The sequence below is a fragment of the Thauera mechernichensis genome (assembly GCF_029588855.1).
GTDB classification, from domain to species: domain Bacteria; phylum Pseudomonadota; class Gammaproteobacteria; order Burkholderiales; family Rhodocyclaceae; genus Thauera; species Thauera mechernichensis.
The window spans coordinates 101,857-120,436 of record NZ_JARQZE010000007.1 but is presented as its reverse complement, the minus strand read 5'-3'; the positions used below and the strand labels follow the sequence as shown (position 1 = coordinate 120,436).

At 64.8% G+C, this 18,580-nt stretch carries 23 protein-coding genes; 15 read left to right on the top strand and 8 right to left on the bottom strand.

The features are described from left to right. Nucleotides 1-17: 17 nt before the first annotated feature. Nucleotides 18-791, bottom strand: a complete 774-nt coding sequence (gene gloB, locus P7F68_RS11715) for a hydroxyacylglutathione hydrolase (RefSeq protein WP_277833272.1) — start codon at nucleotides 789-791, stop codon at nucleotides 18-20. A gap of 28 nt (nucleotides 792-819) precedes the next feature. Here gloB and P7F68_RS11710 point away from each other — a divergent pair, with 28 nt between their 5' ends. The 3 genes from P7F68_RS11710 to dnaQ are packed head-to-tail and all read left to right on the top strand — an operon-like array spanning nucleotide 820 to nucleotide 2,786. Then, entirely contained in the window at nucleotides 820-1,548 is a 729-nt protein-coding gene (locus P7F68_RS11710; protein WP_002929893.1) for a class I SAM-dependent methyltransferase, read from the top strand. Further along, nucleotides 1,548-2,006, top strand: coding sequence for a ribonuclease HI (gene rnhA / locus P7F68_RS11705; RefSeq protein WP_002929896.1), 459 nt, complete (start codon nucleotides 1,548-1,550; stop codon nucleotides 2,004-2,006). Before P7F68_RS11710 ends, rnhA begins: the two co-directional genes overlap by 1 nt. 54 nt (nucleotides 2,007-2,060) lie before the next feature. After that, the gene (dnaQ, locus tag P7F68_RS11700; protein ID WP_002937249.1) at nucleotides 2,061-2,786 is read left to right on the top strand and encodes a DNA polymerase III subunit epsilon; all 726 of its coding nucleotides are present in this window, start codon (nucleotides 2,061-2,063) and stop codon (nucleotides 2,784-2,786) included. Between the two features lie 17 nt (nucleotides 2,787-2,803). Here dnaQ and P7F68_RS11695 read toward each other — a convergent pair whose 3' ends face one another. The 4 genes from P7F68_RS11695 to mutS all read right to left on the bottom strand — a co-directional run bounded on the left by P7F68_RS11695 (nucleotide 2,804) and on the right by mutS (nucleotide 6,923). After that, entirely contained in the window at nucleotides 2,804-3,211 is a 408-nt protein-coding gene (locus tag P7F68_RS11695; protein ID WP_002929900.1) for a CBS domain-containing protein, read from the bottom strand. Between the two features lie 15 nt (nucleotides 3,212-3,226). After that, nucleotides 3,227-3,430, bottom strand: coding sequence for a (Na+)-NQR maturation NqrM (gene nqrM / locus P7F68_RS11690; RefSeq protein ID WP_002929903.1), 204 nt, complete (start codon nucleotides 3,428-3,430; stop codon nucleotides 3,227-3,229). A gap of 140 nt (nucleotides 3,431-3,570) precedes the next feature. Then, nucleotides 3,571-4,341: a fused MFS/spermidine synthase gene (locus tag P7F68_RS11685; RefSeq protein ID WP_277833263.1), complete on the bottom strand. Its 771-nt coding sequence runs from the start codon at nucleotides 4,339-4,341 to the stop codon at nucleotides 3,571-3,573. Between the two features lie 17 nt (nucleotides 4,342-4,358). After that, on the bottom strand, nucleotides 4,359-6,923 hold the full coding sequence (gene mutS / locus P7F68_RS11680) for a DNA mismatch repair protein MutS (protein WP_422126333.1): 2,565 nt from the start codon (nucleotides 6,921-6,923) through the stop codon (nucleotides 4,359-4,361). 172 nt (nucleotides 6,924-7,095) lie between these two features. On the opposite strand from mutS, the gene P7F68_RS11675 reads away from it, so the two are divergent. Next, a complete protein-coding gene (locus tag P7F68_RS11675; RefSeq protein ID WP_002932483.1) occupies nucleotides 7,096-7,614 on the top strand; it encodes a retropepsin-like aspartic protease family protein in 519 nt (172 codons plus the stop codon). Between the two features lie 7 nt (nucleotides 7,615-7,621). Here the strand turns inward: P7F68_RS11675 and P7F68_RS11670 are convergent, their stop codons facing one another. Then, nucleotides 7,622-8,434: an inositol monophosphatase family protein gene (locus P7F68_RS11670; RefSeq protein WP_002932481.1), complete on the bottom strand. Its 813-nt coding sequence runs from the start codon at nucleotides 8,432-8,434 to the stop codon at nucleotides 7,622-7,624. 110 nt (nucleotides 8,435-8,544) lie between these two features. Here P7F68_RS11670 and P7F68_RS11665 point away from each other — a divergent pair, with 110 nt between their 5' ends. From P7F68_RS11665 to iscX, 11 genes are all read left to right on the top strand, one after another. Further along, a complete protein-coding gene (locus P7F68_RS11665) occupies nucleotides 8,545-9,285 on the top strand; it encodes an RNA methyltransferase (RefSeq protein ID WP_002937359.1) in 741 nt (246 codons plus the stop codon). 149 nt (nucleotides 9,286-9,434) lie between these two features. After that, on the top strand, nucleotides 9,435-10,190 hold the full coding sequence (cysE, locus tag P7F68_RS11660; RefSeq protein WP_002932476.1) for a serine O-acetyltransferase: 756 nt from the start codon (nucleotides 9,435-9,437) through the stop codon (nucleotides 10,188-10,190). Nucleotides 10,191-10,331: 141 nt separating this feature from the next. Further along, nucleotides 10,332-10,814, top strand: a complete 483-nt coding sequence (gene iscR / locus P7F68_RS11655; protein ID WP_037982424.1) for a Fe-S cluster assembly transcriptional regulator IscR — start codon at nucleotides 10,332-10,334, stop codon at nucleotides 10,812-10,814. A gap of 10 nt (nucleotides 10,815-10,824) precedes the next feature. Next, on the top strand, nucleotides 10,825-11,988 hold the full coding sequence (locus P7F68_RS11650) for a cysteine desulfurase family protein (protein ID WP_277833259.1): 1,164 nt from the start codon (nucleotides 10,825-10,827) through the stop codon (nucleotides 11,986-11,988). A gap of 57 nt (nucleotides 11,989-12,045) precedes the next feature. Next, on the top strand, nucleotides 12,046-13,254 hold the full coding sequence (locus P7F68_RS11645) for an IscS subfamily cysteine desulfurase (protein WP_002937369.1): 1,209 nt from the start codon (nucleotides 12,046-12,048) through the stop codon (nucleotides 13,252-13,254). A gap of 100 nt (nucleotides 13,255-13,354) precedes the next feature. Continuing rightward, nucleotides 13,355-13,738 (top strand): Fe-S cluster assembly scaffold IscU, encoded by a 384-nt coding sequence (gene iscU / locus P7F68_RS11640; RefSeq protein WP_002932459.1) that lies wholly within the window; start codon nucleotides 13,355-13,357, stop codon nucleotides 13,736-13,738. A gap of 26 nt (nucleotides 13,739-13,764) precedes the next feature. Further along, the gene (iscA, locus tag P7F68_RS11635; protein WP_002932457.1) at nucleotides 13,765-14,088 is read left to right on the top strand and encodes an iron-sulfur cluster assembly protein IscA; all 324 of its coding nucleotides are present in this window, start codon (nucleotides 13,765-13,767) and stop codon (nucleotides 14,086-14,088) included. 10 nt (nucleotides 14,089-14,098) lie between these two features. Next, complete coding sequence (gene hscB / locus P7F68_RS11630; RefSeq protein WP_002937372.1) at nucleotides 14,099-14,632, top strand: Fe-S protein assembly co-chaperone HscB; 534 nt, start codon at nucleotides 14,099-14,101, stop codon at nucleotides 14,630-14,632. A 23-nt stretch (nucleotides 14,633-14,655) separates the two neighbouring features. Beyond that, the gene (hscA, locus tag P7F68_RS11625) at nucleotides 14,656-16,524 is read left to right on the top strand and encodes a Fe-S protein assembly chaperone HscA (protein ID WP_277833254.1); all 1,869 of its coding nucleotides are present in this window, start codon (nucleotides 14,656-14,658) and stop codon (nucleotides 16,522-16,524) included. 12 nt (nucleotides 16,525-16,536) lie between these two features. Further along, the gene (gene fdx, locus P7F68_RS11620; RefSeq protein ID WP_277833252.1) at nucleotides 16,537-16,878 is read left to right on the top strand and encodes an ISC system 2Fe-2S type ferredoxin; all 342 of its coding nucleotides are present in this window, start codon (nucleotides 16,537-16,539) and stop codon (nucleotides 16,876-16,878) included. Between the two features lies 1 nt (nucleotide 16,879). Beyond that, the gene (gene iscX / locus P7F68_RS11615; RefSeq protein ID WP_277833250.1) at nucleotides 16,880-17,074 is read left to right on the top strand and encodes a Fe-S cluster assembly protein IscX; all 195 of its coding nucleotides are present in this window, start codon (nucleotides 16,880-16,882) and stop codon (nucleotides 17,072-17,074) included. A 19-nt stretch (nucleotides 17,075-17,093) separates the two neighbouring features. Here iscX and P7F68_RS11610 read toward each other — a convergent pair whose 3' ends face one another. Continuing rightward, nucleotides 17,094-17,552, bottom strand: a complete 459-nt coding sequence (locus P7F68_RS11610; protein WP_002932438.1) for a response regulator — start codon at nucleotides 17,550-17,552, stop codon at nucleotides 17,094-17,096. A 52-nt stretch (nucleotides 17,553-17,604) separates the two neighbouring features. Then, nucleotides 17,605-18,555 carry a 50S ribosomal protein L3 N(5)-glutamine methyltransferase gene (gene prmB, locus P7F68_RS11605; RefSeq protein ID WP_277833248.1) on the bottom strand — a complete coding sequence of 317 codons (951 nt, stop codon included), beginning with the start codon at nucleotides 18,553-18,555 and terminating at the stop codon, nucleotides 17,605-17,607. Between the last annotated feature and the right edge of the window lie 25 nt (nucleotides 18,556-18,580).

Genomic DNA, 18,580 nt, shown 5'->3' with positions numbered 1-18,580 from the left:
TGGGCGTGGCCTGCGGCTCAGAAATTGTCCTTCCATGCCCGCAGTGCCGCCAGGCAGGCGGTGCTGTCCACCGGCCGTTGCCCGCTCTGCGCAGTCACGGCATCGATGACCCCGGTGATATGAGGGCGCAGGAAGGGGTTGATGTCGCGCTCGAGGCCGATGGTCGATGGCAGCGTGGGTTCGCCACGCGCCCTGAGCGTCTCGCAGCGTTGCTGGTAGGCGTCCCTGGCCGGGTTGGAAGGCTCTGCCGCACGCGCAAAGGCGAGGTTGGACAAAGTGTATTCGTGCGTGCAATAGACACGAGTGTCTGCGGGGAGGGCGGCAAAGCGGGCCAGCGCTTCGGCAAGCTGCGCCGGCGAACCTTCGAACAGCCGGCCACAGCCCGCTGAGAACAGCGTATCGCCACAGAACAGCAGCCCGGGCGAGGCCTGATCGGCCAGGAATGCGATGTGTCCGGCCGTGTGGGCCGGGACCTCCATGACGCGCAGGCTGATGCCCGGCTGTGCAAGGCGGACAATGTCGCCTTCGCTTACTGGATGGCTCACGCCGTTTATCGCCTCGTTCGCCGGACCATACGTCGGTACCGGCCAACGGCTGAGCAATGCGGCCAGGCCTCCGATGTGATCGGGGTGGTGGTGGGTGATCAGGATCGCGGACAGCGATAGCTGCAGTCGCTCGAGCGCCTCCACGACCGGTTGGGCATCGCCAGGGTCGACCACTACGGCGTGCCGTTCGTCGTGCAACAACCAGATGTAGTTATCGCGAAAGGCTGGAAGAGGGATAATGTTCATCCCCCGAATTTTGAGGACCTGAGTGGCGATGTCAATGCTCGACCTCAAGGATTGGCTGCACACCCCCCAGGGGCACTACCTTCTGACTTGGGAGCAGGACGTCCTGGACAGCATGGTCGCGGACATCTTCGGCTACAACGCTGTCCAGATCGGTCTGCCCGGATTTGACCTGCTGCGGGCCAATCGCATGCCGCATCGTTTTACCTGTGCACGTGCACCCGGCGGCGATGCGATGGCAAACGAATTCGAACTGCCATTCGCATCGGCAAGCGTGGATCTTGTGCTGTTGCCGCACGTGCTCGAATTCTCTGCTCACCCGCATCGGGTTTTGCGTGAGGTCGAGCGTGTGCTTGTCGCCGAAGGCAGCGTGGTGATTAGCGGCCTGAGTCCGTTGAGCCTGTGGGGTGTGCGCCGCCTGCTCGCAGGACGTGGCTCGAAACCGCCCTGGTGCGGGCAGTACCGCACGGTAATGCGGATCCGTGACTGGATGAGTCTGCTCGGTTTCGAGGTGCAGGGCAGCCGTTTCGGTTGCCATGCGCCGCCGGTGAGCAGCGAGCGCTGGCTGCAGCGCTGGCAGTTCCTGGACCGGGCGGGGGCGCGGTGGTGGCCGGTGCTGGGCGCCGCCTATCTATTGCACGGGGTGAAGCGGGTGCAGGGAATGCGCCTGATCACGCCTCACTGGCGCGAGCGCAAGTCGGCTTCTAAACGATTGTCTCCGGTCGCTCAGCGCGATGCCGGAGCGAGGACAACGCAGTAATGGAAGAAGTGGATATCTACACGGACGGGGCCTGCAGCGGCAATCCGGGGCCAGGCGGCTGGGGCGCAATCCTGCGCGCTGGCGCGCATGAGAAGGAACTGTGGGGCGGCGAGCCCGCCACCACCAATAACCGGATGGAACTACTCGCAGTGATCCGGGCGCTCGAGGCGCTCAAACGCCCGGTATCGGCCCGCGTGCATACAGACAGCCAGTATGTGCAGAAGGGCATCTCCGAGTGGATCCACGGCTGGAAGGCGCGCGGCTGGAAGACGGCATCGAAGGAGCCGGTCAAGAATGCGGACCTCTGGCGGGCGCTTGACGAGGCCGCTGCCCGCCATCAGGTGAAGTGGCTCTGGGTGCGCGGACACTCCGGCCACCCGGAGAACGAACGCGCCGATGCGCTGGCGCGCCAAGGCGTGGATGCCGTGCGCAAGGCGGGCGGGGCCGTGCACGGCTGACGCTCCCCTTCATCGACAACTCATGACGCGGCCGCAGGCCGCCAGGAATCAAAGATGCGACAGATCATGCTCGATACCGAAACCACCGGCCTGGATTGGCGCAACGGTGACCGGGTAATCGAGATCGGCTGCGTCGAGCTGCTCAACCGCAGCCTGACCGGTCGCCATTTCCATGTGTATATCAATCCCGGCCGCAGCATCGATGCCGAGGCCGTCGCGGTACACGGCATTACTGAAGAGTTTCTCGCCGACAAGCCGCGCTTTGCCGAGATCGTCGATGACTTCGAGGCCTTCGTGCGTGACGCTGAACTGGTGATCCACAACGCGAGCTTCGACGTCGGCTTTCTCGACAACGAACTGCAGTTGCTTGGGCGCGGCCGGCTCGACACCCTGTGCGCTGGGGTGATCGACACGCTGCGCATGGCCAAGGAGCAGAATCCAGGAAAGAAGGCGTCGCTGGATGCCTTGTGCGACCGCTACGAAATCGACAACGGCCATCGCGAATTGCACGGCGCCTTGCTGGACGCGGAGCTGCTGGCAGAAGTCTATCTGGCGATGACGCGTGGCCAGGAGAGCCTGATGATAGGCCTCGACGACGAGCCACTCCCGGGCGCTGCCGACGACGGCGCGGCTCCGCGCGAGCGCGCCAGCATCGTCGTCGTGCGCGCCGATGCTGCTGAGCTTGGCGCGCATGAGGCGATGCTGGCCGACATCGCCAAGGCAAACAAGGGGCTCTGCCTGTGGTTGCCGCCCGCACAGGAGCCCCCCGCGCCGGGCTGAGCCCGGCCCGTGGAGTCTCAGTGACCGTCGCGGCGCAGTTGCTCCAGTCCCTTGAGGATGTCGCTACGGGAAATCTGGCCGATCAGGCGCGAACCCTCGACCACGGGCAGGCAGCGGCAGGGTTCGCCAAGGAACATCTCGATGGCGTCGATCACGCTTGCGTCGCTCGAGATGGCAACGACGTCCTTGCTCATGAACTCCTGCACCGTGCCTGCTTCGCGGCGGAAGTAGGAAGCGTCGAGCGCCGCCTTGAGGCAGTCCTTTTCGGAAAGAAAACCGATCAGACGGTTGTTCTCGTCAACCACCGGAGCGCCGCTCAAGCGGTGCTCGAGCAAGGTATGGACCGCTTTCAACAGGTCGGTGTGGGCGCCGAAGGCGAGGTGATCGCCAATCATGTAATCCTTGACGAGCAGGGAACTGAGCATGGTGTCTCCCGGGTTTTAATGTTGTTGTTCGGCCTTGGCGGCCTCCATGCGGGCCTGGCGCTTGGAGCACGGCTTCTTGCAGCCGAACTCGCAATCCAGTCCGAGTGAGCCGATGCCGCCACAGCTGCCGGCGATCGGCTTGCGTCCGAACATGACGCCGATCGCCATTGCGGCGATGACGATGGCGACGACGATCAGGGTGATCAGAAAGGTGCTCATGTTGATGCTGACTCCATCTTGCGGGCTCGCTGCGAGCCCCGTTCACACCCGAAGAATACCGCGCGCGGGTGAGTTCTGACTATTCCGAGCGCGGGCATCTGCGGTTCTGATCCAGGTCGCGACGCTCGGTTCCGTAGCAATCAAAGTTCGACGCGCCCTCCCGGCAGCGTCCCCGACTGCTCCAGTCGCGTAACCGTGGGGCCAAGGTCCAGTCCGGTGCGGGCTTTGAGCCAGCCCGCGCGTTCGCGCAGTTCGGCCACGCTGCGCTCGATCGGCTCGCCTGCGGCACCATAGGCGACGACGTTGCCGCTGTCGCAGGACGGAAAGGCGAGGCAGCGGGCGTCGAATGCGCGGTTGATGCGCTCCAGCGCTGCCTTGTAGCCGCGGGCGCGGCCGAACAGGTTTACCGCCATCAAGCCATGTTCAGACAGGCGTGAACGCACCGCCTCGTGGAACGCCTGGGTATCGAGCACGCCAGCGCGCGCATTGCGGTCGAAGCCATCGACGAGGACGTAGTCCCATTTCTGCTCGCGCTCGAGCACATACTGAGCGCCACAGCCGACATGGATCGAAAAGCGTATGTCTTCGGGCGGCAGACGGAAGAACTGGCGCGCGGCGGCGACCACGGCCGGTGCGATCTCAACCACCTGAATGCGCGCCTGGGGCAAGGTGTGAAATACGTACTTGGCAAGCGAGGCTGCGCCCAGGCCGATGATGAGGACGCGTCGCGGCCAGCTCGCACCATCCTCGGCGAGACCGTCGCGCAGCAGCAGCCCAGCCATCATTTCGCGTGTGTATGCGAGTTCGAGCGCATTGGGCTTGCGGATGCGCATCGCACCCTGGACCCATTCCGAGCCGAAGTGCAGGTAGCGCACGCCGGCCTCTTCCGAGACTTCGATAGGTGGGTTCATGTGTGCCTCTGTGCGCCTCAGCTAGCGGCCAGGCGCTTGAGGGCGTAGAGGCGCTCAAGTGCCTCGCGCGGGCTCAGCGCGTCGGGGTCGATATCGGCAAGTTCGCTCAGCACCGGGTGTGACATCGGTACGTCCTGTTCGGGCTCGGGTAGCGACGTGAACAGGTCAGCCTGGGGGCCGCTATCCACGGCCTGGTTCTCGAGCATGCGCAGCCTGCGCTTGGCGTCGCGGATGACGGCTGCGGGAATGCCGGCAAGCGCGGCAACCTCGATCCCGTAGCTCTGGCTCGCCGGCCCCTCCTCGAGCGCGTGCAGGAACACGATACGGTGACCGTGCTCGACGGCATCCAGGTGCACGTTGGCGCACTCGGGGTAATCGAGGTTGAGGCGGGTGAGTTCGAAGTAATGGGTCGCGAACAGGCTCAGGCTGCGGTTTTTCTCGAGCAGGTGGCGGGCGATCGAGAAGGCCAGCGCCAGGCCGTCGAAGGTGGAGGTGCCGCGACCGATTTCGTCCATCAGCACCAGGCTGTGTTCCGTCGCGCCATGCAGGATGGCGGCGGCCTCGGTCATCTCGACCATGAAGGTGGAGCGCCCCGAGGCGAGGTCGTCCGAGGCGCCGATGCGGGTGAAGATGGCGTCGAGCGGGCCGAGCGTGGCGGACTGCGCAGGCACGAAGCTGCCGACATGGGCGAGCAGGCTTATGAGTGCCACCTGGCGCATGAAGGTCGATTTGCCGCCCATGTTGGGGCCGGTGATCATCAGCATGCGTCGCGTCGGCGACAACCGCGCGTCGTTGCGGATGAAGTCGTCCACCTGGCGCTCGACCACCGGATGGCGGCCGCCGACGATGTCGAGCCCCGGCGTGTCCACGAAACTCGGCTGCACGTAGGCATGGCGCAGTGCGGCATCGGCGAAGGCCGCGAGCGCATCGAGCGTGGCAAGTGCGCGGGCGATGCGCTGCAGGCTGGGGATGTGCGCGGCCAGGGCGTCGAGGATGGTGTCGTAGAGCAGTTTTTCGCGCGCCAGCGCGCGCTCCTGCGCCGACAGGGCCTTGTCCTCGAAGGCCTTCAGCTCGGGGGTGATGTAGCGCTCGGCGTTCTTCAGCGTCTGGCGACGGCGATAGTCGTCCGGCACCTTGTCGGCGTTGGCGCGGCTCACCTCGATGTAGAAGCCATGCACCCTGTTGAACTCGACCTTGAGACCGCTGATGCCGGTGCGCTCGCGCTCCCGCGTTTCGAGCGCGAGCAGGAACTCGCCGCAGTTGGTCTGGATGGCGCGCAACTCGTCGAGCTCGGCATCGTAGCCGGACGCGATCACGCCGCCGTCACGCACCATGGCTGCAGGCTCATCGGCGATGGCCTGGCGCAGCAGGGCGAGCGGCTCGGGGGCGATGTCGAGCGCAGCGCGAATTTCGAGCAGCAGCGCTGCTTCGCACGCGTGAAGCGCGCTGTCCAGTTCGGGCAGGCGCGCGAGACTGTCGCGCAGCGCCGAGAGGTCGCGCGGGCGCGCGCTGCGCAAGGCGATGCGGGCGGTGATGCGGTCGACGTCCGCGACGCCGCGCAGCGCGCCGCGCACGTTGGCCGCCCGCCGCCCGTCACGGCCGTCGATGCCGTAGGCGGCGGCCTCGCCGATGAGTTCGGCCACGGCCGCGTGGCGCGCCGTCGGCACGCTGCGCTCACGCAGTGGGTGGTGCAGGGCGTGGCGCAGCCAGCGCGAGCCCATGCTGGTGATGCAGGTATCGAGCAGCGAGAGCAGTGTGGGGGCCGCCTCGCCGCGCAGGGTCTCGGTCAGTTCCAGGTTGCGCCGGGTGGCGGCGTCCAGGCGCAGGTATTCGGACTCGCGCTCGACCGTGAGACCGGTGACGTGGGCCAGGGTCTGGCGCTGAGTGGCCTGGGCGTAGTCGTAGAGCGCGGATGCGGCGCCGAGCGCCACCGGCAGGTCTTCGACGCCGAAGCCGACGAGATCGCGCGTACCGAAATGGCCGGTGAGCAGACGTGTCCCGGTGTCGGCGTCGAACTGCCAGTCGGCGAGCCTGCGCAGCGCCGGTGCCAGGTTGTCCAGGAGCGGCAGGGCGAGCCCGTCCGGCACCAGGACCTCGGCCGGGCGCAGGCGCTCGAACTGCGCCTGCAGCGCGTCCGACGGGCATTGCATGAGGCGAAAATCGCCATTGGCGAGGTTGAGCCAGGCCAGGCCGAGCACGCCGCGATGCATGTTCGCCGCCAGCAGCAGGGCGTCGCGGCGGTCGTCGAGCAAGGCGGCGTCTGTCAGCGTTCCCGGCGTGACGATGCGGCTCACCGCACGCTCCATCGGCCCCTTGGTCGTGCCCGGCTCGCCGACCTGCTCGGCAATCACCACCGACTCGCCCAGCTTGACCAGGCGGGCGAGGTACTGCTCGACGGCATGAAAGGGCACGCCCGCCATGCGGATCGGCTTGCCGCTGGACTGCCCGCGTGTGGTGAGGGTGATGTCGAGCAGCCGTGCTGCCTTCTCGGCATCTTCGAAGAAGAGCTCGTAGAAGTCGCCCATGCGGTAGAAGAGCAGGGTGCGCGGGTGCTGGGCCTTGATGCGCAGATACTGCTGCATCATGGGAGTGTGGGCGGCGATTTCCGCTTCGCTCAATGCTGCGCCGGCGTGGGTGGTCGAATCGATGGGAGTGCGTGCTGCCAACAGAAACCTCTTGCGCGCTGTATTGTCGTGAGTGAGGGCGAGATTATCGCCCCGGACAGATCGAATACCGCCCCCAGGGGAGACAGCCATGAACGACCGCGATCAGGAAACCCGCAGCCTTGGCCGCAAGCTTGGCGTGCTGGCCACGCTCGCCTTTCTGGCGCTGGGCTGGGTGAGTTTCGATTCGGTGCTTGAGCGCCGCGACAATCCAAACCGCAACCTGGTCGTCACTCAGGGGGCGCAAGAGCTGGTGCTCAAGCGCAACCGCTTCGGCCACTACCTGGCGCCAGGCGAGATCAACGGCCAGCCGGTGGTTTTTCTGCTCGATACCGGTGCGACCCAGGTATCGGTGCCCGCCCATCTTGGCCCCCAGCTCGGGCTGCGGCCCGGCGCCGCGGGCTCGGTGATTACCGCAAATGGCAACGTCACCGTGCACCAGACCCGCATCGACACCCTGGCGCTCGGGCCCTTCGAGGTACGTAACGTGAGCGGCCATCTAAACCCCGGGATGCAGGGAGCAGAGATCCTGCTCGGGATGTCGGTGTTGCGCCACCTCGAATTCACCCAGCGCGGGGATACGCTCACCTTGCGCATCCCCGGGGCTTAGCGAAACCTCAGGCCTGCATGCTGGCCGGTCGGTAGGCCTGGATGATCGGCAGCAGCTGGCCGAAGATCTTCGGTGTGCCGGCGACGACGTTGCCGGTGGTGAGGAAGTTGCCTTCGCCCGAGAGGTCCGAGACCAGGCCGCCAGCTTCCTGGATGATCAGCGCGCCGGCTGCCATGTCCCACGGCGACAGGCCCATCTCCCAGAAGCCGTCCAGGCGTCCGGCGGCGACATAGGCGAGGTCGAGCGCAGCTGCGCCCGGGCGGCGGATACCCGCTGTCTTCTGGGTAAGCTCCTTGAACATCGCCAGGTAGGCGTCGATCTGGTCGAACTTGCGGAACGGGAAGCCCGTGCCGATGAGTGCTTCATTCAGGCGCGCACGTCGCGACACGCGAATGCGGCGATCGTTGAGGAAGGCGCCGCTGCCGCGCGAGGCAGTGAACATCTCGTTGGTGTTCGGGTCGTAGATCACCGCGTGTTCGAGCACGCCATTTTTGGTCTGTGCGATCGACACCGCGTATTGCGGGAAGCCATGGATGAAGTTGGTCGTGCCGTCGAGCGGATCGATGATCCAGTTGAACTCGCTCTCCTGACCATTGAGGGGGCCGGACTCACCCGACTCCTCTGCTAGAATCCCGTGCCCTGGAAAGGCGTCGCGCAGCACCTCGATGATGGCTTTTTCGGCAGCGTGGTCGACCTCGGTAACGAAGTCGTTCGGCGACTTGGACTGCACTGCCAGCAGTTCGAGCTGGGTCGAGGCGCGATTGATGACGGTCGCTGCGCGACGGGCGGCCTTGACGGCGATGTTCAGGGTGGGATGCATGCGAAGCGGTCTCGGTTAAAGAATGCGGGGCCTTCATTGCGGTAGCGCGCCTGGCGCGCGCCGCGTCAGTCGGGCTGACCGGCAGAACTCGGAAAACACAGAATTTTAATATGAATCGCCCACTTGCGCTTGACCGCATCCGTATCGTGTTGTCGCGCACCACGCACCCCGGAAACATCGGTGCCGCCGCCCGCGCGATGAAAGTGATGGGCTTGCACGAGTTGTGGCTGGTGGCGCCGGAGTCCTTTCCCGACGAGGTCGCGAGCGCGCGCGCATCCGGCGCCGGCGACATCCTGGCGACGGCGCGGGTAGTGGACTGCTTGCAGGACGCACTTGCCGACACCGTCTTCTCGGCAGCGCTCACCGCGCGTCGGCGGGAGCTGTCCTTGCCGCGCATGCAGGCTCGCGACGCGGCGCTTGAGATCGTCGGGCGCTGCGCCGACGGACCGGTGGCGCTCGTCTTTGGTAACGAGACCAGTGGCCTGACCAACGAGGAGGTGGGGTTGTGCAGCCTGCCGGTGACCATTCCCACCAATCCCGACTTCTCTTCGTTGAACCTGGGGGCCGCGGTACAGGTGCTGGCGTATGAGTTGAGAATGGCGGCGATCGGTGCCGAGGCCGTGCTTGAGCCCGACACCTTTGGCGAGCCCGCAACCCACGCCGATTTCGAGGGCTTCATGGCCCACCTCGAGCGCGCGGTGACGGCAAGCGGCTTTCATGACCCGGCCAACCCCAAGCGCCTGCTGCCGCGCATCCGCCGCCTGTTCAATCGCGTCCGTCTCGAGCGTGAGGAGGTGGCCATCCTGCGCGGGATGCTGACGACTTTCGAGCAGCCCCGGCGACGTGGCTAGGCTTGGGCGCAGTCGCGCGCGCCTGTCCAGGCGTCGCAACTCGCCCCCGATGACCAGGCTTTGAATTCATCGCCTAAAGTCGATTAAAATAGTCGGGAATTGGTTCCGTGCCTTCCCGGCCGCAATCCTATCCGGAGTGTTTCTCGAAAATGTTCAGCCGCCTGCGTGAAGACCTCGCCAGTGTCCGTGAGCGCGACCCCGCCGCACGTTCGACCTTGGAGGTGCTTACGTGTTATCCGGGCATCCATGCGTTGATGTTCCATCGTCTTGCGCACGCCGCGTGGACGCGGGAATGGCATTGGCTGGGGCGCTTCATCAGCCACATCGGGCGATTTCTGACCGGTATCGAGATTCATCCCGGCGCAGTGATCGGGCGTCGCGTCTTCATTGATCACGGCATGGGTGTGGTGATCGGCGAGACTGCGGAGATCGGTGACGACTGCACGATCTACCAGGGCGTGACCTTGGGCGGAACCTCGCTCTACCGCGGCGCCAAGCGTCACCCGACGCTTGGCAAGGGCGTCGTGATCGGTGCCGGTGCAAAAGTGCTTGGCGGTTTTACCGTGGGCGATGGTGCCAAGGTTGGCTCCAACGCAGTAGTCGTCAAGCCCGTTCCGGCGGGCGTGACGGCAGTGGGCAATCCTGCGCGCCTGATCGATCCCGAGCGTGATGCCGCGCGCGAGAACAAGGCCGAGCAGATGGGTTTCAGTGCCTACGGCGTGACACGCGACATGGATGATCCAGTGTCCAAGGCGCTGCACGGGTTGCTGGATCACTCGGTGGAAACCGACAGGCGACTGCAGGCCATCATCGCCAGGCTGGAGGCGGCCGGGGTGAAGCTTGACGAAGCGGTCGAGCGGGCCGATGACTTCGACGCGAGCCGTTTGTCGAGGATGGTGGACTGAGCGTACAAGGCCTCGTAGCCTGGCTGGCGAGTAGTTGACCGTTTTTGTCGGGATACGTATAGTCGACCGAAACGTTAAGGTATTCGCAGTGCGCGGCATTCATGCAGTCGCAGCGGGGCCGTTGGACATCCAGGAGCCGACATGAGATTGACGACCAAGGGACGTTTCGCCGTGACGGCAATGATCGATCTGGCCTCGCGCCAGGCCGAGGGGCCGGTTACGCTCGCCGGAATCGCAGAGCGTCAGCACATCTCGCTTTCCTACCTCGAACAGTTGTTCGGCAAGCTGCGCCGGCATCAGATCGTCAGTAGCGTCCGCGGCCCCGGTGGCGGCTACCGGCTTGCGCGCGAGATGGACGCCATTACCGTGGCCGACATCATCATCGCCGTGGACGAGCCGCTCGATGCCACCCAGTGTGGCGGCAAGGAAAATTGCCATGATGCGCATCGCTGCATGACGCACGACCTGTGGGCCAACCTCAATAAGCGCATGTACGCCTATCTCGACTCGGTCACGCTCGAGGCCTTGGTGAATCGTCAGGTGCGCCCTGATGCCGACATGGCAGTGCTCAAGAACATCCGCCGTCGCGCTACGCTTGCGCTGCATGCAAGCGCGGTTGCCTGAGAGTTCGTCGATGAGTTTCGCACCGGTCTATCTCGACTGGAACGCCACCACGCCGCTCGATGACGTCGTGCGCGAGGCGATGCTGCCCTGGCTGGGTGTGGGTGAGCAGGCGCGCTTCGGCAATGCATCGAGCCGGCATGAGTACGGCCGCCAGGCGCGCGCCGCGATAGACGAGGCGCGGGTGCGCGTGGCATCGGCGGTCGGTGCGCATGCTACCGAGGTGGTCTTTACCAGCGGTGGCTCGGAAGCCAACAACCTCTTCCTCAAGGGCGCGGCGGGAGTGTTCAAGCCGGCGCTGCTTGCGATCAGTGCCATCGAGCACCCTTGCGTACGCGAGCCAGCTCGCCAGTTGCAGCGTGGTGGATGGGCGCTGCGCGAGATCGGCGTGGATGCGCAGGGGCTGGTCGATGAAGCCTCCTGGCAAGCAGTGCTGGCAGACCGGCCGCGCCTTGTCTCGGTGATGATGGCCAACAACGAGACCGGTGTCGTGCAGGACCTTGCACGCATTGCTGCGCAGGCCCGCACCGTGGGCGCATGGGTTCATACCGATGCGGTACAGGCCGTGGGCAAGCTTGAAGTCGATTTCCGTACGCTCGGCGTGCATGCGCTGAGCCTGTCGGCGCACAAGATCGGCGGCCCGCTCGGGGCGGGAGCCTTGATCGTCGACAAGCGGGTCGAGCTCACGCCCCTGATCGCAGGCGGCGGCCAGGAGCGCGGATTGCGCTCGGGCACCGAGAACGTGGCCGCGATCGTGGGCTTCGGAGTGGCCTGTGAGCGTGCGCGGGCGGCCCAGGCGCAAGAAGCGCAGCGGCTTGGCGCGCTGCGTGAAGAACTCGAGCGTGGGCTGCTGCAGTGCGGTGCATCGATCTTCTCGGCTCAGGCCCCGAGGCTGCCGAATACCGTTTTCTTTGCCATCGGTCAGATCGACGGCGAAACCCTGGTTGCCAAGCTCGATCGTGCGGGCTTTGCCTGCGCAAGCGGTTCGGCCTGCTCAAGCGCCAATCCCGAGCCCTCTCACACACTGTTGGCGATGGGTGTGGAGCGCGGCCTGGCGCGAGCGGCGGTGCGTATCAGCCTCGGTCGCGACACGACGGCGGAGCAGGTGCGCGCTTTCCTGGGCGCGCTTGCAGGTGTGACCGACAATCTCAGGAATCTGGCCTCGGTTGCAGCCTGACCGCGACTGCCCGGCACGACACCCAATACTCGAACAACGACTCTGCGGAGAGACTGAATGAAGTTCCCGATCTACCTCGACTACTCGGCCACGACCCCGGTGGATCCCCGAGTGGCGGAACAGATGATTCCCTGGCTTACCGAGCACTTCGGCAACCCGGCCAGCCGCTCCCACGCCTACGGCTGGGCTGCGGAGGAGGCCGTCGAGACGGCGCGCGAGCAGGTCGCCGCGCTGGTCAATGCCGACCCCAAGGAGATCATCTGGACCTCGGGTGCGACGGAGTCGAACAACCTGGCCATCAAGGGTGCTGCGCACTTCTACAAGGGCAAGGGCAAGCACGTCATCACCCTCAAGACCGAACACAAGGCCGTGCTCGACACCGTGCGCGAACTCGAGCGCGAAGGCTTCGAGGCGACTTATCTCGACGTGCAGGAGAATGGCCTTGTCGATCTGGAGGCCCTCAAGGCTGCGATTCGTCCCGACACCATCGTGATCTCGGTGATGTTTGTGAACAACGAGGTCGGTGTCATCCAGCCGATCGCGGAGATCGGTGAGCTGTGCCGCGAGAAGGGTATCGTCTTCCATGTGGACGCCGCGCAGGCGACGGGCAAGATCGGGATCGACCTTGCTGCGCTCAAGGTGGACCTGATGAGCTTCAGTGCCCACAAGACTTACGGTCCCAAGGGCATTGGCGCGCTCTATGTTCGGCGCAAGCCGCGTGTGCGCCTGGAGGCGCAGATGCACGGCGGCGGCCATGAGCGCGGCCTGCGCTCGGGCACCCTGGCCACGCATCAGATCGTCGGCATGGGCGAAGCCTTCCGTCTTGCGCGCGAGGAGATGGGTGTGGAGAACGAGCGCATCCGCCGCTTGCGCGACAAGTTGCTGGCCGGGCTCACGGACATCGAGGCAACCTATGTCAACGGCGACCTCGAGCAGCGCGTTCCGCACAACCTCAATATTTCCTTCGCCTACGTCGAGGGCGAGTCGCTGATCATGGCCATCAAGGAGATCGCCGTGTCCTCCGGTTCGGCCTGCACCTCGGCGAGCCTGGAGCCCTCCTACGTGCTGCGCGCATTGGGGCGCAATGACGAGCTTGCCCACAGCTCCATTCGTTTCTCGATCGGGCGCTTCACCACGGAAGAAGAGGTGGACTACGCCATCGACCTGCTGCGTCGCAAGATCGGCAAGCTGCGCGAGCTGTCGCCGCTGTGGGAGATGTACAAGGATGGCGTTGACCTCGACACCGTGCAGTGGGCCGCGCACTGAGATCGCTGCGAACACGGCTCGAACGAAGCTGAAACTCGAAAGCGCCGCGGCAGATGGCCGCGGTCGGAATAAAGTAGATATCCCCTGACGGAGAAAGAACATGGCCTACAGTGAAAAGGTCCTCGACCACTACGAAAACCCCCGCAATGTCGGCTCCTTCGGCAAGGACGAGGAGGGCGTGGCCACCGGCATGGTGGGCGCGCCGGCCTGTGGCGACGTGATGAAGCTGCAGATCAAGGTTGGCAAGGACGGCGTCATCGAGGACGCCAAGTTCAAGACATACGGCTGCGGCTCGGCAATTGCGTCGAGTTCGCTGGTGACCGAGTGGGTCAAGGGCAAGACCCTGGACCAGGCGCTCGAGATCAAGAACACCGAAATTGCCGAAGAGCTCGCCCTGCCGCCGGTCAAGATCCATTGCTCCATCCTCGCTGAGGATGCGATCAAGGCGGCGGTTGCCGACTACAAGAAGAAGCACGAAGCCTGAGCTTGTCTACGAACACAGGAGGAACCATGGGCGTAACGCTGTCAGAATCCGCTGCTCGTCACGTGTCGAACTTCATTGCCAAGCGTGGCAAGGGTGTCGGCATCCGGCTCGGCGTGAAGACCTCCGGCTGCTCGGGCATGGCCTACAAGCTCGAGTTTGTCGACGGTACCGAGGACGAGGACCTCGTCTTCGAGAGCCATGGCGTCAAGGTTGTGGTCGACCCCAAGAGCCTGGCCTATCTTGAAGGCACCGAGCTGGACTTCGTGAAGGAAGGGCTCAACGAAGGCTTCAAGTTCAACAACCCGAACGTCAAGGACCAGTGCGGCTGCGGCGAGAGCTTCAACGTCTGAGCCGCACACGATGAGCATCGACCTTACGCAGGACTTTTTCGCCCTGTTCGGCCTGCCGCGCCGTTTCAAGCTCGACGAAACCGCGCTCGAGCAGGCGTGGCATGGCCTGCAGGCTCAGGTGCACCCTGATCGCCACGCCCACCTGTCCGACCTCGAGAAACGGCTGTCCATGCAGTGGGCGACGCGGGTGAACGAGGGCTTCCGCACTTTGCGCAAGCCGCTTGCACGCGCTCAGTACCTGCTTGAGCTGGCTGGCGTCGATACAGCGCTCGAGACCAATACCGCCATGTCGCCGGCGTTCCTGATGGAGCAGATGGAGTGGCGCGAGGCGGTCGAGGAGGCGCGGGCGGCCGCCGAGATCAGCGAACTCGAGGACTTGCATCGGCGCCTGCTCGCCCATGCGCGCGAAGTGCGCGCGCAACTCGCCCAACAACTCGACGACGATCACGACTTCGAAGGAGCGGCCGACACCGTGCGCCGGCTCATGTTCATCGACAAGCTCCAGCAAGAAATCGACGAGGCGCTGATCGCCCTCGAGAACTGAAAAGAACGCACGGAAACTAGCTGATGGCCCTGTTGCAGATCGCTGAACCCGGCATGTCTCCCGAGCCGCACAAGCACCGGCTCGCGGTAGGCATCGACCTCGGTACCACCAATTCGCTCGTTGCGACCGTCCGTAACGGGATTGCCGTGTGCCTGCCCGATGAGAGTGGGCGGACGATGCTGCCTTCGGCGGTCCGTTACCGCAGCGACGGCAGTCTTGAGGTCGGCCGGGCTGCGCTCGAAGCCCAGGCGGTCGATCCTCGTAACACGATCGTCTCGTTCAAGCGCTTCATGGGTCGTGGTCTCAAGGATGTTGCGCACATCGAAGCCATGCCTTACGACTTCGAGGACAGCCCCGGCATGGTGCGCCTGAGGACCGTGCAAGGCGTCAAGAGCCCGGTCGAGGTTTCGGCCGAGATCCTGCGTCGGTTGCGCGAGCGTGCGGAAGCCAGCCTTGGCGGGCCGCTCGTAGGTGCGGTCATCACGGTGCCGGCCTATTTCGACGATGCACAGCGCCAGGCGACCAAGGATGCTGCGCGCCTGGCCGGGATCGACGTGTTGCGCCTGCTCAACGAGCCCACTGCCGCGGCAGTTGCATATGGCCTGGACAATGCTGCCGAAGGCGTCTATGCGGTCTATGACCTCGGCGGCGGCACATTCGACCTGTCCATCCTCAAGCTCTCGCGCGGCGTCTTCGAGGTGTTGTCGACCAACGGCGATGCGGCCCTGGGCGGCGATGACTTCGACCACCGTCTGTTCTGCTGGATTCTCGACAAGGCGCGCATCTCGCCGCCTTCGCTCGAGGATGCACGTCGTCTGCAGATGAAGGCGCGCGAGGCGAAGGAGCTTCTCACCGCCTGCGAGCAGGCACCCGTCCACGTCAGGCTGGCCTCGGGCGAGGAGGTGGATCTTGTCGTCAGCCGCGACGAGTTCGCGGAAATGACCCAGCCCCTCGTGCAGAAGACCTTGGGTCCGGTGCGCAAGGCCTTGCGTGACGCGGGGCTCGCTCCGGACGAAGTCAAGGGTGTGGTCATGGTCGGCGGCGCCACCCGCATGCCCCACATCCAGCGCGCCGTGGCGCGCTACTTCGGCCAGGAGCCGCTCACCAATCTGGACCCCGACAAGGTCGTCGCGCTGGGCGCCGCGATGCAGGCGAACGTGCTTGCCGGCAACCGTGCGGCGGAGGACGACTGGTTGCTGCTCGATGTCATTCCCCTTTCGCTCGGTCTGGAGACCATGGGAGGGCTGGTCGAGAAGGTCATTCCGCGCAATTCGACGCTCCCCAGCGCTCGCGCGCAGGAATTCACCACCTTCAAGGACGGCCAGACCGCGATGGCTTTCCATGTCGTCCAGGGCGAGCGCGAGCTCGTCGCCGACTGCCGCTCGCTCGCTCGCTTCGAACTGCGCGGCATCCCACCGATGGTGGCGGGCGCAGCCCGTATTCGTGTCAGCTTCCAGGTTGATGCGGATGGTCTGCTGTCGGTGTCCGCGCGCGAGATGTCCTCGGGCGTCGAGGCAAGCGTACTCGTCAAGCCATCCTACGGGCTGTCCGACGAGGAGATCGCTGGCATGCTGAGATCGGGTGTCGAGCACGCGGGCGAAGACATGCGCGCGCGCGCGCTGCGCGAGCAACAGGTCGAGGCAGAGCGTGTGATCGAGGCGACCGAACACGCGCTGGACAAGGATGGCGGGCTGCTGGCAGTGCACGAACGTGACGCCATCCTGACCGCGATCGTTAACCTGCGCGCCTTGCTTGCCGGCGACGACCATCGTGCGATCAAGGCGAGTATCGACGCTCTCGCGCGCGCCACCGACGACTTTGCTGCACGCCGCATGGACAACAGCATCCGCACTGCGCTCGCCGGCCACAAGGTCGACGAACTCGAACTCTGATCCGAACACATCATGACCCAGATCATCGTCCTACCTCACGTCGAACTCTGCCCCGACGGCAGTGTGATCGAAGCGACTCCCGGCACAACCGTTTGCGACAGCCTGCTGGGGCACGGTATCGACATCGAGCACGCGTGCGAGAAGTCCTGTGCTTGCACGACCTGTCATGTCATCGTGCGCGAGGGCTTCGAATCGCTGAACGAGGCAACCGAAGACGAGGAGGACCTGCTCGACAAGGCCTGGGGCCTCGAGCCGCAATCCCGCCTGTCATGCCAGGCCGTGGTCGGCGAGGCTGCGCTCGTGGTCGAGATTCCCCGCTATACGATCAACATGGCTCGCGAAGGAAAGCACTGACATGAAGTGGACCGAGGTGGAAGAAATCGCCATTCAGCTTGCCGACGCTCACCCCGATGTTGACCCGACGCGGGTGAACTTCGTCGATCTGATGAACTGGGTGCTGGCCTTGCCGGAGTTCGACGGCGACCCCAAGCGCTGTGGCGAGCGCATCCTCGAAGGCATTCAGCAGGCCTGGATCGACGAGCTCGCTTGAGTGCGCGCGCGACAGCGCCTCAGTAGGCGCTGCGTGCCGCGCTGTCAGTGGTCTCGTTCAGGTCCAGCCAGTAATGGCCAATGAGGCCGATGGCGCGCTCGAAGCGTTCGAAATCCACGGGTTTGCGGATGTAGCTGTTGGCGCCCAGGCTATAGGCCTGGCGCAGGTCCAGGCTCTCACAGGAGGTGGTCAGCACGACCACTGGCAAGGTGGCTGTGCGCTCGTCGGCGCGGATCCGGCGCAGCACCTCCAGCCCGTCGATGCGGGGAAGCTTCAGGTCAAGCAGGACGACGACGGGCAGCGGATTCGCGTGGCGACTGCCATTGGCCTCGAGACCGAAAAGGTAATCCACGGCCTCGACGCCATCGTGTGCGACCACGACAGGCGCTTCTATCTGGTTCTTACCCAATGCGCGCAAGGTCAGGGTCTCGTCGTCGGGGTTGTCTTCGACAAGCAGGATGGGGCGCGCAGTTGCCATGTTGGATTCCTTGTGGCTCATGCCCGCCCGATCTCGAACCGGGCAAGGCGATCTAGAGGTCCTCCCTGCGAAGCAGGAAGATCGAGTCATCCCCGCCAGCGGTCGACAGCCAGGTAAAGGGCAGGTCGGGGAAGGCGTCTTCGACGAGGTGGCGATTATGCCCGACTTCTACAGCGAGGATGCCATTCGGATTGAGGTGATCGCGTGCCTGAGCGAGCAGGGTACGCACGACATCCAGCCCGTCTTCGCCCGCGGCGAGGGCCATCTGCGGCTCGTGGAGATACTCCGCAGGCAGTTCGTCCATAGATTCGGCCGTGACGTAAGGTGGATTGCTCAGGATCAGATCGAAGCTGCGACCTTCAAGTCCGGAGAACACGTCGCTATGGACAAGCTCGACCCTCTCGCTCAGACCATAGTCGTTCACGTTCAGATGCGCCAGTTCAAGCGCATCCTCGGACAGGTCCGCCCCGGTGATGTCCGCGTTGGGGAACGCATGAGCCATCAGGATGGCCAGGCACGCCGATCCGGTGCACATGTCGAGTGCGCTGTGCACCGCTTCGGGCTCCTCGATCCAGGGGGCGAGCCCATCTTCAAGCAACTCGGCAAAGAACGAACGCGGCACGATGACGCGCGGATCGACGGTGAAACGGAAGTCACCCAGCCAGGCTTCGCCAAGAATGTAAGCCGTGGGGATGCGCTCGTCCGCGCGTTGTTCGATGGCTTCGAGCACTGAAATGCGCTCCTCGCTCGGTATGCACGCATCGAGAAAGGGTTCGAGCCTGTTCAGCGGTAGCGCGAGCGTACCGAGGATGAGCCAGACCGCCTCGTCGTAGGTGTCGGAAACGCCATGGCCGCAGAAGATGCCGGCACGGTTGAAGCGCGTCACGGCATAGCGCAGCCAGTCGCGCACGGTGACGAGCTCGGCGAGCGGTCCATGTTCGTGGCCATGGTCGTGCTCATGATCATGTTCGTCCTGCGCTTGCTCGAAGTGATTGTCTTGCATGGTTTTTCCGGCGAAGAGGTTGGTC

What these genes read in the sequence shown, in the direction of transcription:
- rnhA (WP_002929896.1), top strand. Translation starts at nt 1,548, where the DNA reads ATGGAAGAAGTGGATATCTACACGGACGGGGCCTGCAGCGGCAATCCG.
- gloB (WP_277833272.1), bottom strand. Translation starts at nt 791, where the DNA reads ATGAACATTATCCCTCTTCCAGCCTTTCGCGATAACTACATCTGGTTG.
- P7F68_RS11650 (WP_277833259.1), top strand. Translation starts at nt 10,825, where the DNA reads ATGAGTTTCGCACCGGTCTATCTCGACTGGAACGCCACCACGCCGCTC.
- iscX (WP_277833250.1), top strand. Translation starts at nt 16,880, where the DNA reads ATGAAGTGGACCGAGGTGGAAGAAATCGCCATTCAGCTTGCCGACGCT.
- P7F68_RS11710 (WP_002929893.1), top strand. Translation starts at nt 820, where the DNA reads ATGTCAATGCTCGACCTCAAGGATTGGCTGCACACCCCCCAGGGGCAC.
- prmB (WP_277833248.1), bottom strand. Translation starts at nt 18,555, where the DNA reads ATGCAAGACAATCACTTCGAGCAAGCGCAGGACGAACATGATCATGAG.
- mutS (WP_422126333.1), bottom strand. Translation starts at nt 6,923, where the DNA reads ATGCAGCAGTATCTGCGCATCAAGGCCCAGCACCCGCGCACCCTGCTC.
- P7F68_RS11670 (WP_002932481.1), bottom strand. Translation starts at nt 8,434, where the DNA reads ATGCATCCCACCCTGAACATCGCCGTCAAGGCCGCCCGTCGCGCAGCG.
- P7F68_RS11645 (WP_002937369.1), top strand. Translation starts at nt 12,046, where the DNA reads ATGAAGTTCCCGATCTACCTCGACTACTCGGCCACGACCCCGGTGGAT.
- P7F68_RS11685 (WP_277833263.1), bottom strand. Translation starts at nt 4,341, where the DNA reads ATGAACCCACCTATCGAAGTCTCGGAAGAGGCCGGCGTGCGCTACCTG.
- iscR (WP_037982424.1), top strand. Translation starts at nt 10,332, where the DNA reads ATGAGATTGACGACCAAGGGACGTTTCGCCGTGACGGCAATGATCGAT.
- iscA (WP_002932457.1), top strand. Translation starts at nt 13,765, where the DNA reads ATGGGCGTAACGCTGTCAGAATCCGCTGCTCGTCACGTGTCGAACTTC.
- fdx (WP_277833252.1), top strand. Translation starts at nt 16,537, where the DNA reads ATGACCCAGATCATCGTCCTACCTCACGTCGAACTCTGCCCCGACGGC.
- P7F68_RS11665 (WP_002937359.1), top strand. Translation starts at nt 8,545, where the DNA reads ATGAATCGCCCACTTGCGCTTGACCGCATCCGTATCGTGTTGTCGCGC.
- P7F68_RS11695 (WP_002929900.1), bottom strand. Translation starts at nt 3,211, where the DNA reads ATGCTCAGTTCCCTGCTCGTCAAGGATTACATGATTGGCGATCACCTC.
- P7F68_RS11675 (WP_002932483.1), top strand. Translation starts at nt 7,096, where the DNA reads ATGAACGACCGCGATCAGGAAACCCGCAGCCTTGGCCGCAAGCTTGGC.
- P7F68_RS11610 (WP_002932438.1), bottom strand. Translation starts at nt 17,552, where the DNA reads ATGGCAACTGCGCGCCCCATCCTGCTTGTCGAAGACAACCCCGACGAC.
- dnaQ (WP_002937249.1), top strand. Translation starts at nt 2,061, where the DNA reads ATGCGACAGATCATGCTCGATACCGAAACCACCGGCCTGGATTGGCGC.
- hscA (WP_277833254.1), top strand. Translation starts at nt 14,656, where the DNA reads ATGGCCCTGTTGCAGATCGCTGAACCCGGCATGTCTCCCGAGCCGCAC.
- nqrM (WP_002929903.1), bottom strand. Translation starts at nt 3,430, where the DNA reads ATGAGCACCTTTCTGATCACCCTGATCGTCGTCGCCATCGTCATCGCC.
- iscU (WP_002932459.1), top strand. Translation starts at nt 13,355, where the DNA reads ATGGCCTACAGTGAAAAGGTCCTCGACCACTACGAAAACCCCCGCAAT.
- cysE (WP_002932476.1), top strand. Translation starts at nt 9,435, where the DNA reads ATGTTCAGCCGCCTGCGTGAAGACCTCGCCAGTGTCCGTGAGCGCGAC.
- hscB (WP_002937372.1), top strand. Translation starts at nt 14,099, where the DNA reads ATGAGCATCGACCTTACGCAGGACTTTTTCGCCCTGTTCGGCCTGCCG.